General features: G+C 39.3%; 9 protein-coding genes. 2 read left to right on the top strand and 7 right to left on the bottom strand.

Going from position 1 to position 13294, the window contains the following annotated elements; all coding sequences use genetic code 11:
* Window positions 1-3: 3 nt before the first annotated feature.
* The 5 genes from ACTJIV_RS02975 to ACTJIV_RS02955 form a co-directional block, all read right to left on the bottom strand.
* Complete coding sequence (locus tag ACTJIV_RS02975) at window positions 4-423, bottom strand: Fur family transcriptional regulator (RefSeq protein WP_440625522.1); 420 nt, start codon at window positions 421-423, stop codon at window positions 4-6.
* A 21-nt stretch (window positions 424-444) separates the two neighbouring features.
* Window positions 445-1320 (bottom strand): bestrophin family protein, encoded by an 876-nt coding sequence (locus ACTJIV_RS02970; protein ID WP_440625520.1) that lies wholly within the window; start codon window positions 1318-1320, stop codon window positions 445-447.
* Window positions 1321-1453: 133 nt separating this feature from the next.
* Window positions 1454-2716, bottom strand: coding sequence for an efflux RND transporter periplasmic adaptor subunit (locus ACTJIV_RS02965; RefSeq protein WP_440625518.1), 1263 nt, complete (start codon window positions 2714-2716; stop codon window positions 1454-1456).
* Between the two features lies 1 nt (window position 2717).
* Window positions 2718-7079, bottom strand: coding sequence for a CusA/CzcA family heavy metal efflux RND transporter (locus ACTJIV_RS02960; protein WP_440625516.1), 4362 nt, complete (start codon window positions 7077-7079; stop codon window positions 2718-2720).
* A 135-nt stretch (window positions 7080-7214) separates the two neighbouring features.
* Window positions 7215-7538 carry a DUF6660 family protein gene (locus ACTJIV_RS02955; protein ID WP_223558197.1) on the bottom strand — a complete coding sequence of 108 codons (324 nt, stop codon included), beginning with the start codon at window positions 7536-7538 and terminating at the stop codon, window positions 7215-7217.
* 132 nt (window positions 7539-7670) lie between these two features.
* Between ACTJIV_RS02955 and ACTJIV_RS02950 the strand changes: the two genes are divergently transcribed.
* A complete protein-coding gene (locus ACTJIV_RS02950; RefSeq protein WP_440625513.1) occupies window positions 7671-8144 on the top strand; it encodes a hypothetical protein in 474 nt (157 codons plus the stop codon).
* A gap of 5 nt (window positions 8145-8149) precedes the next feature.
* Window positions 8150-8761 carry a hypothetical protein gene (locus ACTJIV_RS02945; RefSeq protein WP_440625511.1) on the top strand — a complete coding sequence of 204 codons (612 nt, stop codon included), beginning with the start codon at window positions 8150-8152 and terminating at the stop codon, window positions 8759-8761.
* A gap of 61 nt (window positions 8762-8822) precedes the next feature.
* Here the strand turns inward: ACTJIV_RS02945 and ACTJIV_RS02940 are convergent, their stop codons facing one another.
* Together ACTJIV_RS02940 and ACTJIV_RS02935 are read right to left on the bottom strand one after the other, a co-directional pair.
* Window positions 8823-10316 carry a RagB/SusD family nutrient uptake outer membrane protein gene (locus ACTJIV_RS02940; protein ID WP_440625509.1) on the bottom strand — a complete coding sequence of 498 codons (1494 nt, stop codon included), beginning with the start codon at window positions 10314-10316 and terminating at the stop codon, window positions 8823-8825.
* 18 nt (window positions 10317-10334) lie between these two features.
* A complete protein-coding gene (locus tag ACTJIV_RS02935) occupies window positions 10335-13265 on the bottom strand; it encodes a SusC/RagA family TonB-linked outer membrane protein (RefSeq protein WP_440625507.1) in 2931 nt (976 codons plus the stop codon).
* Between the last annotated feature and the right edge of the window lie 29 nt (window positions 13266-13294).

Here is a 13294-nt window from a genome sequence, read left to right as displayed (position 1 = left end):
ATACTATTGCAAACTTTTGAGGCAGTTCTCACAGATTCCTTTGGCAAAAAGTCTTATCTCATCTATTCTGAAATTGGTCTGAACATTTTCAGGAAAGGAAATATCTTCCCTGCAGGTGGTCTGCTTGCATATTTTGCAGTAAAAGTGCAGGTGCCAGTCTTTGTGTGTTTTCTCATCACAGCCGTCATCGCATAATTTATATTTTGTTGTGGCATTTTCCTGAATGCTATGGACAATTCCTTTTTCTTCGAAGGTTTTCAAGGTACGGTAAATGGTAGTCCTGTCCGCATGATCAAAATGATTTTCCACTTCTGAAAGGGAGAGTGCCGCTTCCTGTGTACTCAAAAAATCATACACCAGAATCCGCATGCTGGTGGGCTTGGTATTTTTATCGATGAGTTTGGTTTCTATATCTTTTTTCATTTGTACGATTATTTTAATGGATCACATTTCGTAATACAAAGAATTATCTTTTTTAACAGGAATATTCTGATCTCCTATCATTTCTTTAATATTAATTTCAATGGTCTGTGCCAATGCGGTCACAGGTATATCTACAGGTCCATTTTCGAAAGGATCCTGCATGATAATGGATGTTTTCTCAATTGCAAGAAACATGACTGGAATAAGGAAGGTTATTAATATTTCAACAGCCAGCTGAGAATCATCCAGTCCAAACGGAAGGATGGCTGCAAAAACATAGATTAGGGTATGCAGTAAAATACTATAAGATCTTGGAAAAACTGTATTCTTCAGCCTTTCACATCTTCCCATATTGTCACAGAGCCTCATGATGACAGCATTTAGCTGATGAAGTTCTGTTAAACCTTTCGAAAAAGCAATATTTCTGAGCCGTTGGGAATGTACATCCAGAAGTGCATTCGGAATATTCGTCGCTTTGATCTGATGGTCATCCAGATAATTCTGAACTCTGTCTGAAAAAGGCTGTCTTCTCAGAGATTCACCAAGTGCATAGGTCCAGATGATCTGCCTTTCTGCAAATTCTTTTATGATCTTATCTTCTCCTGCCGGAAAAAACTGGATGATCAACCTCATCAACGTCCTTGAGTCATTCACTATGGCACCCCAGACTGTTCTGGCTTCCCACCATCTTTCGTAGGATTGGGAAGTCCGGAACGCCAGCAGCAATGAAACAGCCGTTCCCAAAAGGGCCGGAATATTAAGGGGAAGTGAAATTTTCCGGAACCATGGGAGAAGATCTAATAATCCTATGGACACGGCAAATATTCCCATATACAGAATTTGATTTTTTATTTCACGGATGAAATACCAGATAGATATTTTTTTATTTAACAGCATAACTGAATAATAATATATTAGAATGTTTTTTTATTCTGACCTCTGAAAACGTACCGTAAACCCCTCTAATTTAGGCATAAAAATCGGTAGTTCTTCAGGCCGGTTTCTATAAATCGATGAGCATTTCCTTATTTTAATGCTCATGCCCCCCGGAATTGGAAAGTTTAGCATTAATGAAAAAAGCACCTTTCACTACAATTCTGGCATCAGCAGGAATTCCTTGCACAGGCGTAATGGCTGTATAGCCCATATCTGATGTCCCTTTTATCACTTCTACTTTTTCAAAATTCAAGGTTCTTTGATGTTGGACAGGTTCTCCTTTCTCATTTTTGTGATCGTCTCCACCTTCTTCCTCTTCATGCTCCTCCGGCTTTTTATCTGTACGGATGAAGACATAATATTTTCCGTCTGCCTCTACGATAGCTTCATTAGGAACGGCAGGTGTTGTGTTTTTATCAAGACTGACAATTCCGGTGATATTCATTCCGTCGATCAGACCCGCTTTATTTCCGGTCACTGTGCCATGTACTGAAACGGTTTTGCTTTCGTTTTCAAAAGAAGATCCTACACTGTAAACCATAGCATCATATTCTGTTTCAGGATTATTGGTCAACTTGAAATGCACAATCTGCCCTACTCTCATTTTAGGAAGATCTTTTTCAAAGACCTGCAAATCAAGGTGGATAGAATTATTATCAATAATCTCTGCCACAGGTGATGAAACATCTACATAGCTTCCGATCTGTGCTGAAATACTGCTGACGGTTCCGCTGATTGGTGCGGTAATGACCAATCCGGATCTCATATTCCCATTATTTACTTTTCCCGGACTGATTCCCATCATCTGAAGCTGTCTCAGAAGGGAAGCTTTTTTCGTTCTCAGGGTTTTAAGCTCGGCATCTGAACTCTGCAGGTTTTTCTTGGCACCTGCATCATTGTCAAAAAGCTCGCGTTGTCTTCTGTATTCCTGTTCTGCATAGGTAATTCTGCTGTTCGTTGTCAGATATTCTTCCTGTAGCCGGATAAATTCAGGGTTCGCAATGGTTGCGATTACCTGTCCTTTTTTTACGATGCTTCCTACCTGTACATTCAGGGTTTTGATGACTCCGCCGTACAGAGAGGTGATGGTGGCTTTATTATTATTGGGAACTCTCAGAAGTCCGTTGGCTTTCACAGTGGATGTAAGTTCCTTCATTTCTATGGGACCTAAAGATATTCCGACCGATTTGATCTGTGCTTCCGTTAATGAAGCGATAGTCTGCAGTGCTTCTTCATGACCGGCTTCAGCTTTTTCAGTCTTTACTTCGGGGGTTTCTGCCGGCGTTTCTTTTTTTCCGCAGCTTATAAGTAAAAGTGTCGTGACGATCAGATATATGATATTGTGCTTTATTTTCATGTTATTTATTGATGATTGAATTAATGGTAACGACAGATTGATTGACCTGCTGAATGGATTCTAAATATTTCAACTGAATGTTGGTGGCGGTCTGCAGGGCAAAAAGATATTCTACGTAAGAGATTTCTCCTGTTTTGTAGCCTAACTGAGCCGCTTTAACAATTTTTTCCGCGTTCGGAATGGCCTGATTTACATAATATTCATACTGCTGTATATCCTGCTGATACTGCCCGAAAGCATTTTCAAGCTGTGTCGAAAGTTGCTTCTGCTGCATCTTCGCATTGGTTTCAGCGGCGTATTTTTCATATTCCAGAGACTGCATTCTAGCTTTTGTTGCTCCAAACGTCAATGGAATGGCAACGCCTACAGAAAACGAATTGAAACGGTCTCCGGCATTATAGAATTTCTCCTGTCCGTTTTTGGTGTGTAAACCTATCAGTGACTGACTCGTCAAACCAAGACTGAATTCAGGAAGTCCCTGTGATTTTTCCACATTTTTATTCTTTTCGGCAATTTCCATTTCATGATAAAAAGCTTTAACCATAGGATTGTTGGCTACCGATGAACTGTCCAGAATATTTTCTGTCTTCAGGGGTTCGTAATCACTTTTAAACGGAACTTCGAAATTCTCGGAACTATTCAGTAATGTCTTTAGATTTTTATAGGCATTATTTAAATACACTTCATTCTGTTTCAGCAGCAGGCTAATTTCTCCTTTCTGAGTTTCTGCCGTGTTAATTTCAATCTTCTTGATATCTCCTGCTTTAAATCTTACGGTCGCGATCCTGATAAAATCCTGATAAAGACTGTCAAGATCTTTCAGTTTGAATTTATTGTACTGAAGGTATTCGATCTGATAATAATAGGACCGAACCTGCTTTGTAAGTTCGTTTGCCGAAACTTCTTTATCGATCTGCCTGCTTTTTATATTTTCAGTGATCAATTCTCTCCTCGCCTTAAACAGCGTGGGAAAAGGAATACTCTGCGAAATGGCAAATGACTGGTCGAATTTCGGACTGTTATACTGCCCCAACTGAGCTTCAAAGTTTAATTTGGGAAGTTCTTTTACCGTTCCTTTCAAAGCTTCGGCAGATTTTATATTCAGATCCTTTGATTTTAAAACCAGATTATTTTCGGCGGCCATTTCTACTGCCTGATCTACGGAAATCTGTCTGGTCTGCGCATTGAATGTCTGTCCGAACATCAGCAATCCAAGAACAATAACTGTTGTGATGGGTTTAATTCTATTCATCTTTCGCGGAATCTTTGTATTAAAAATGATATACAGCATCGGCAGGACAAATAAGGTAAGAAATGTAGCGGTTACCAATCCTCCGATAACTACGGTTGCCAAGGGTTTCTGTACCTCTGCTCCTGCTCCTGTAGAAATTGCCATCGGCAGGAATCCTAAGGAAGCTACCGTTGCGGTCATCAGAACGGGTCTTAGTCTGGTTTTTGTTCCTTCATATACTCTCTTCAATACATCCGTCTCGCCCTCTTTTTCCAGCTGGTTAAAAGTTCCAATCAAAACAATTCCGTTAAGAACTGCGACTCCGAAAAGAGCAATAAACCCGATTCCGGCGCTGATACTGAACGGCATATCTCTTAAAAGAAGAGCGAATATACCTCCGATGGCACTCATCGGAATTGCTGTAAAGATTAAGGCAGCCTGCTTAAACGAGTGGAAGGTAAAATAGAGCAGCATAAAAATCAGAAACAGGGAAACCGGAACAGCAATCATCAGACGCTTGCTGGCTTCCTGCAGATTTTCAAACTGTCCGCCATAGGTAAAATAATATCCGGAAGGTAACTTGATCTGTTTATCTAATTTCGCCTGAATATCTTTCACCACACTTTGTACATCACGGTCTTTAACATTGAAACCGATCACAATTCTTCTTTTTCCTTCTTCACGGCTGATCTGTGCAGGACCCAGTTTATAGCTGACATTGGCCACCTGGGAAAGCGGAATCTGTGTTCCTGTCCCGGTAGAGATCATTAAATTATTCACATCATCGATATTCGTTCTGTGAAGGCTGTCGAGACGGACTACAAGATCAAAACGCCTTTCGTTTTCAAAAACCTGTCCGGCTGCTTTTCCAGCAAAGGCTGTACTTACAGCATTGTTTACGTCTTCTATATTTAAACCATAATTGGCCATTCTCGTTCTGTCGTATTCTACGTTGATTTGGGGAAGTCCGCTTATTCTTTCAATCTGCGGAGCCGTCGCACCGTCAACGGCCTGGATGATCTTTCCTACTTTATCTGCATAAATAGACAGCGAATCCAGGTTTTCACCGAAAATTTTAACGGCAACATCCTGTCTGATCCCCGTCATCAGCTCATTGAAACGCATCTGAATCGGCTGGTTCTTTTCAAAGAACACTCCGGGAATAGTTTCTAATTTTTCACTAATCTCATCAGCAAGTTCTGTGTATGATTTTTTTGATTTCCATTCTTTTTGTGGTTTTAAAACGACAATCAGATCGGAGGCTTCGGGAGGCATAGGATCGGTAGGAACCTCAGCAGAACCGGTTTTTCCCACAACCATTTTCACCTCATCAAACTGTTTGATAAGTCTTGAAGCCTGCATGGAGGTTTCGATACTCTGGCTGAGTGAACTTCCCTGCGGCAGGATACAGTGGAATGCATAATCCCCTTCCTGCAGCTGCGGGATAAATTCGCCTCCCATATTTTTGAAAACAAAGGCGCTGATGACGAAAATGAAAATCGTGACCGAAACAATGATATATTTTACTTTAACAGCTTTCTGCAGCATCGGCTGATAGATCTTTTGCAGGAAGTTCATCATCTTATCTGAAAAGGTTTCTTTGTGCGAAATCTTTTTGGACAAGAACAGGGCGCTCATCATCGGAATATAAGTCAGTGAAAGGATTAACGCTCCTAAAATGGCAAATCCTACTGTTTTGGCCATCGGGGTAAACATTTTTCCTTCTACTCCGGCCAGTGTAAGGATCGGGATATAAACGATAAGGATAATAATTTCTCCAAAAGCCGCACTGCTTCTGATCTTTGATGCGGAGAGGAAAACTTCCTCGTCCATTTCATTTTGGGTAAGATTCCGTACCGATTTTCTTACACCTAAGTGATGTAAAGTGGCTTCAACAATGATTACGGCGCCATCCACAATCAATCCGAAATCTATGGCCCCGAGGCTCATCAAATTAGCACTGACTCCAAAAACATTCATCATTCCCAAAGCAAAAAGAAGGGATAATGGAATGGCAGACGCTACAATCAATCCTGCTCTCAGGTTGCCAAGGAAAACCACCAGGACGAAAATAACTATCAGCGCACCTTCAATAAGATTTTTTTCTACGGTATTGATGGCTCTTCCTACAAGATCTGTTCTGTCTAAGAATGGTTCTATCACCACATCATCGGGAAGTGATTTCTGAATAGTCGGAATTTTAGCTTTAATGCGGCCGACAACATCGTTACTGTTAGCTCCTTTCAACATCATGACAACACCGCCTACCGCATCTACTTTACCATTGTAGGTCAGTGCTCCGTAACGTACTGCACTTCCAAGATGCAAATCTGCAACATCTTTTATAAAAATCGGAACGCTTCCTGTTTCATTTTTAACAGAAATATTTTTAATGTCCTCCAATGAGGTTACAAAACCGATTCCACGGATGAAATAGGCATTCGGTTTTTTGTCTATATAAGCCCCACCGGTATTCTGATTGTTTTTTTCTAGGGCTGTAAAGATATCGGAAATGCTTACGCCCATTGCTTTAAGGCGGTCAGGATTTACCCCTACTTCATATTGTTTCAATTCTCCTCCGAAGCTGTTGATTTCTGCAACGCCCGGCGTTCCGTTCAGCTGTCTTTTGACAATCCAGTCCTGCATGGTGCGAAGCTCTTTGGCAGAATATTTTTTTTCGCTGCCTTTTTTCGGATGGAGAATATACTGATACACTTCCCCAAGACCTGTACTTACAGGGGCAAGTTCCGGCGTTCCCACTCCTTTGGGGATTTCTTCTACGGCCAGCTTCAACTGTTCATTGATCAGCTGTCTGGCAAAATAAACGTCTACATTTTCTTTGAATACCACAGTGATCACGGAAAGCCCGAATCTTGAAATACTTCTGGTTTCCTGAATATCCGGAACATTGGCAATACTCTGCTCTATGGGAAAGGTAACAAGCTGCTCCACTTCCTGTCCTGCAAGTGTAGGACATACTGTGATGATCTGCACCTGATTATTGGTAATATCAGGAACCGCATCTATGGGTAGCCTTGTAGCACTCCATACTCCCCAGATAATGAGAAGCAGGGTCATGATACCCACTACCACCTTGTTTTTGATACTGAATTTTATGATTTTATCTAACACGATCTGTATTTAATTTTTTATTGGTAATAACTGCATACGACGATAATGCCGTTGCAAAAATATCACGGAGACCTCTGCAATGGTATTGCAAAGTTCAATAGATAGAAAGCCTAACTTTCTAATAATCAATAAAAATTAAATTTTAGGAGGTTGCCAGATATGGTCGTACATCTGGTAAGCAAAATTGTTTTTCTGGAAAAGAATTTTCTTTGAAAAGTAAGCCTGAACATGACTCGGAATTTCAAACAATGGATCCATTTTGAAAGAAGATACCGTCATTTGACAGCAACTGCATGTACACATTGGTGAACAGATATCTCCTTTATCTTTTGAATGGGATTCCTGAATATTGAATGATAGTTTGATTTCTGAAGGCCCTGAAGGACGGTGCACATCTTCGCAGGGCATCAGTGATAATGCCATGAAATAGAATGCGAGTATCCATCTTAACAGGTTCATATGGACAAAGGTAAAGTTTTTTTCTAAAACGGGAGATTTATATGGGGTATTTAATATATTCTTGACATTGCAGTGTTTTTTGAAAGAGCGGTATATTTTCTTTATTTTTGGGAGTAATTATTCTCATCAGTTATGAAGAATTATATATACATAATAATTTTCTTTAATATTTTCCAAGCTTGTACAGCTCAAAATAAAGTAAATAAATACTTTATATATCATACGGCAGATTATGACTCAGGAATTGCTCAGGAAGAACGTCTTTACAACAGCTCAACAGGAATATATGAATACAAGAAATACTCTAAAAATAATTTAGAGAAAAATATAAAATTATATATAAGATTTACACGAGAAGATTTAGAAACCATTTACGAATTATATGCTTCTTCAAAGTCAAAAATGAGTGATTGCTATTTTGAGAATTATGTAATTGTACATAAATCAACGCTAACATTCAATTCAGAGAAGGATAATTTCAATAAAATAGAATGCGATAATAATGGTAATTCTATTTTTACTAAAATTGAAAATAAGATTGAAAGTCATATTACTTCTTCTGAAACCTATAAAACGAATTTTTACAGGGAGTTTTATAAAAAATAAAAATCATGATAAAACTTAGATGGAAAGATGAAACAATATTAAAGTTGAGGCTTCTGCTATTAGCCATTCTTAGCTTCTTTTTAGGTTGTAAAAAAGAACATAGCAGTATAAATAGACAGCAATCAAATAAACCTGTTGAACAAAAATTCATTCCAAAGCATGGAAAACTATACTTTGATTATGATGCGATAGATCATTATCATATTAGTATTGATGAAAATGCAGTTATGATTTTAGATAGTAGTCAGAATCGCTCAAAAAAAGATCAGTTAAAACTTGACATACTTATTAACAAGACTCCCAAGGATATAAATGATACGGAGTTTATAAAAAGTCTGGAAAAAATTGGTTTCAAAAAATCAGTAATAAAAACTCAAAGCTTTAAAAAAATCAATGAAATATTTATTGAAAAGACTGTAAGTGAAAATATTGAATATGCATGTGTTCCTATTTATCGGGATATTTTGATTTTCAAAAAACAAAAAGCAATTATTGGGATAGCAAAAATATGCTTTGATTGTCATCAAAAACATATCGTCGGAACTAATGCAAATACAGAAAATTTTGGACAAGATGGTGACTATCCAAAACTCCTTCAAGTTATTAATACCAATTAGTTTAATAGAAAAGCCGTAATGTTTGAACATTACGGCTTTTAAAAAATCAAATCTAAATAAACTACAAATTCGGATTATTCTCCACCTCCTTCTGCGGAATACTAAACAGATAATACTTACTGTTCGGTGCAAAAGCAGACTGATCAGGGAAATTAAAGACAGAATGTCCTCTACCATTCACCGTTTTTACCGTTCCGTCCGGAGTGGTAATCTGTACTTTTATCGGCTGGCCGCTGACATCTACATACGGTTTTCTTACTACGGTTCCCTGTGTTCTGATAATATCTGAAAGAGAGAATCCTTCCCCGAAAAGTTCTTTTCTTCTTTCAATCAGGATTTCTTTTACTACATCATTCTGGGCAAGAGTTCCAGTGTAAGGATTGGCATTTCTAGTTGTTTTCAATTCATTTAAAACTGTAACGGCATTGGTAATATTTCCGTTTCTTGCCTCTGCTTCGGCTTCAATCAGGTACATCTCTGCGGCTCTCATCAATACAATATCTGCAATGAGACCGGTTTTAAATTTAAATTTGGAATACCTCAGCAGACCTTCTCTGCCTGGAAGTCCATCCCACTGAAACAGCTGGGATCTGATATCATTGGTATCAAATAAATTTTTGAAAAACGGATCCGCCATGAAACTGTAGTAATAACTTCCCGAAGAAGATACATCCAGATAGTGGAAAGCATAGCTTGCCCCTGACTGTTCCTGAGTCTGTCCATGTCCCCAGATCCATTCACCATTGCTGATGTCATTGAAACCCTCCTTATATTTTTCAGCTGTCATTAGCGGATAACCTGTTCTGGCAACCTTTGCAGCCGCAACCGCTTTACTCCACTCTCCGGTATTCAGATAAGTTCTGGCTAAAAGTCCGTTTACCACAGCTTTGTTGATCTTATCTTTATTATTTCTGGTATAATTGGCTAATAAATTATCTGCTTCCGTAAGATCGCTTTTAATCAGGGTATAAATTTCCTCCAGACTTGCTCTCTTCTTCGGAACTGAGCTGATGGTTGAAGGCTCTGTGTAGATAGGTGCTGTAAGGGTTGTTTTGTCTTTTAAATAGCTGAACTGGTAAAAGCTGGCTAGGTTCAGATAACAGAAGGCCCGCAATGCTTTAGCCTGCCCTTTCACCTGGTTCTTTTTCTCCTGGCTCCCTTCGGTCTGGTCAATACGGGTAATCACATTATTCATATTATTTATGGTTGAATATAATGTCGACCATATGAACTGTGGTCTCGAAGCTGTATTGTTGATCATTTCCGTAAAAGCATAGGCAGACGGAAACCCATATTTATTGGTCAAAACCGCCACATCACTTCCCATGGCATCACTTGTCCTCAAGACTGTTGAGTAACCGATATTGGCATAAGTGGGCCCGTCATCATTCAGTTTTGCCCAGGCACCATTGATTACCGTTTCTGCGCTTTCGGCCGTTTTGAAAACCTCTGCACCGTTAGCCTGATCTGTAGGAGCCGTTTCCAGTTCGTTTTCACAGCTTGTCAGTGACCATGCTGCGATCAGGGCAAAAGATATGTATTTTAATTGTTTCATTGTTTCAATTTTAATAGGTTAAAGAGTCGCCTGAAGACCGAACGTTATCGTTCTCATGGCAGGATATCTGTAATAGGTGGTTCCATCCAGTGCCTGTTCCGGATCCATTCCTTTATGCTTGTAGAAAGTGAGAAGGTTTTCGGCCTGAACATAAATCCTGAATTTCTTCAATCCCAGTTTTTCAAAATAATCGGAAGGAAGTGTATAGCCCAGGCTCACATTTTTAAGTCTGGCATAGGTTCCGGAATATAAGAATCTTGAAGAAGTGGAAGTCCAGTTATTCGTTGTTGTACTTAACGCAGGAACATCGGTATTGGGGTTTTCCGGAGTCCATCTGTTCAGCATTTCTGCACTCCATGCGCGTCCCCCGGCGCTTCCGTTAGACATTAATGATGTATAATCCGTATCAAGGATTTTCCCACCGATACTGAATGTCAGCAATCCTGAAAGATCAAAGTTTTTATAAGCAATACTTGTGTTAACCCCTCCCATTACTTTAGGCAGTGCGGATCCCTGCACCGTTTTGGTTGCTTTGGCATACTCGGAAGTGGTTCCGTCCACTGTATTTCCATTCGCATCCTGGTAAATGTATCTCCAGAGAGGCTTTCCGTTGGATGGATCTACTCCCATCCATTCAGGAATAAAGAAATCATAAATAGAACCGCCTACTTCAAGACGTTTTGTTCCTGTAATGAAGGATCCTTTAGGAAGCTTTGTTATTTTATTGGTCAGGGTACTCAGGTTAACATCCACATTCCATTGGAAATTATCATTTTTAACCGGTGTTGTGAAGAGTGAAAATTCAAAACCGGTGTTCTGTATTGTTCCAACGTTAAAAGGAAAATCACTGATTCCCAGAGATGGGGCAACCGGCATATTAAACAAAAGGTCCTGGCTCTTACGTTTAAAATATTCTACATTCCCCTTCACTCTGTTATTAAGAACGGCAAATTCAAGACCTACGTTTAAATTAAGATTGGTTTCCCATTTCACATCATTGGTCTGTACTTTTTCCAGAACAGTTCCCGGCTCGCCAAGATTATTATAAAATTTATACAATTCCTGATAAGCATAGTAAAGAGAGGATCCGTTAGGTCTTCTTAATTTATCATTCCCCTGACCTCCATAACTTGCTCGCAGTGTCAACTGGTTGAATATATTTAAATCCTTGATGAAATTTTCATTTGAAACTTTCCATGAACCTCCAACTGACCAGAATTTCCCCCATCGGTTATCTGCAAAGAACCTTGAAGAGCCGTCTGCCCTTCCGGATACTGATAAAAAGTAAGTATTGTTAAAATCATATTCTGCTCTTCCCAGGAAACTCAACAAAGAGAATTTGTCGCTGTTGCCACTAAAGCTTCCCAACAGAGCTGCTGCATCAGGCTCATAATAATAAGGAAGCGAAAACTGGCTTCTGGAACCGGATATCGTCTGGTAATCATATTTATAGAACTCCTGTCCTCCTAAAACATTAAGGTGATGCTTCCCGAATTTTTTATCGAAAGTCAGAATATTACTGGTTGTATAAGATAATGTTCTACTGTTTGATTTCGTTACAGAACCACCGATCTCACTGCCTTCTCCGATAAGAGGATTTGAATAGTAATGACCATTATAATTCACCAAATCAACAGAAAAGCTGGTTTTAAATTTCAGTTCCGGAAGGAAAGTAAAATCTAAAAATCCTTTTCCTGAGAAATTGTCTTCTTTATTCTCGTTCTTGTCCAGAGGCAATGTTGCCGCTGCATTCTGGTTCTGCAATGCACTTGTAGGCCTGTATTTCCCGAAATCATAAATTCTATTTCCTCCAGCATCCAGCACATAGCTTCCATCTGCATTTCTTTCATAATATGGATAGAAAGACGGAATTACCCTGGCCGCATTAATGATATTGTCAGTTCTCGAATCTGAAGACGGCGGCGCATTCTGAATACTGTTGGTATAGCTTAAATTAGCACCTGCATTCAGCCATTTTTTTACTTCCGAATTAATTTTTAACCTGGTGGAAAATTTTTGAAATCCAGATTCAATAGCAATTCCTTTGTCATCAAGATACCCTAATGAAAAGAAATAATTGCTTTTCTCGCTGCCTCCACTGATATCAAAATCCACCTGGCTTCTGGAAGCTGTTCTTTGAAGAATATCTCTCCAGTCATCATTCCACAATGCTTTTGCTCCGAGAACAAGCTTTCCGTCTGTCCCTACAGGGTTGGGAAAACCGGCTCCGTAAGGATTGATTCCCAAAGCAGTTGTCAGGTTATCACTCGCCATCTGTGCTGCCTGCTGAGAAGTAATCTGTCCCGACTTATACCCGTTTCTCAATGCTTCCCAATACAGCTGAAAATATTGATCCGTGTTTACCTGCTTATAATCCTTTACCGCTCTGCTGGAAAATCCCTGACTGATATTAAAATTGATTCTTGATTCTCCTTTCTTACCAGATTTTGTTGTGATGATAATAATCCCGTTAGCTCCTCTTGAACCATATAATGAACTTGCCGTTGCATCTTTCAAAACACTGATGGATTCAATATCATTGGGGCTGATGGAATTGATGTTTCCGTCAAAAGGAATTCCGTCTACCACATACAACGGATCACTTGAAGCACTTATGGAGCCAACCCCTCTTATTCTCACAGAAGCAGTAGAACCCGGCTGTCCGGAGGCACTTACTGCCTGAATTCCCGGAACCTGCCCCTCCAGCGCTTTTGTAATATTGGTAACCGGTCTGTTATTGATTTTATCACTGGATATGGTAGCTACTGAACCGGTATAACTTGTTCTTTTAGCCTTACCATAAGCAATGACAACCACTTCATCGATTTCCTTTTCGTTAACCGTATCTTTTTTAGTTTGGGTCTGAGCCTGTACGCCCATTATTCCTAAGAAAAATACAGCAACAGGTGGAATCCAAACTTTAGAATTAATTAAATTCTTACTAATCATAATCAATTTTATTTATCATATATTAAAAA

This window comes from Chryseobacterium sp. 22532 (genome assembly GCF_052044665.1).
In the GTDB taxonomy this organism is placed as follows: Bacteria; Bacteroidota; Bacteroidia; order Flavobacteriales; family Weeksellaceae; genus Chryseobacterium; species Chryseobacterium lathyri.
This window is presented reverse-complemented; position numbering and strand designations above follow the sequence as displayed.

Coding starts and splice junctions, on each gene's coding strand:
- ACTJIV_RS02975 (WP_440625522.1), bottom strand. CDS start 423: ATGAAAAAAGATATAGAAACCAAACTCATCGATAAAAATACCAAGCCC.
- ACTJIV_RS02970 (WP_440625520.1), bottom strand. CDS start 1,320: ATGCTGTTAAATAAAAAAATATCTATCTGGTATTTCATCCGTGAAATA.
- ACTJIV_RS02965 (WP_440625518.1), bottom strand. CDS start 2,716: ATGAAAATAAAGCACAATATCATATATCTGATCGTCACGACACTTTTA.
- ACTJIV_RS02955 (WP_223558197.1), bottom strand. CDS start 7,538: ATGAACCTGTTAAGATGGATACTCGCATTCTATTTCATGGCATTATCA.
- ACTJIV_RS02950 (WP_440625513.1), top strand. CDS start 7,671: ATGAAGAATTATATATACATAATAATTTTCTTTAATATTTTCCAAGCT.
- ACTJIV_RS02945 (WP_440625511.1), top strand. CDS start 8,150: ATGATAAAACTTAGATGGAAAGATGAAACAATATTAAAGTTGAGGCTT.
- ACTJIV_RS02940 (WP_440625509.1), bottom strand. CDS start 10,316: ATGAAACAATTAAAATACATATCTTTTGCCCTGATCGCAGCATGGTCA.
- ACTJIV_RS02935 (WP_440625507.1), bottom strand. CDS start 13,265: ATGATTAGTAAGAATTTAATTAATTCTAAAGTTTGGATTCCACCTGTT.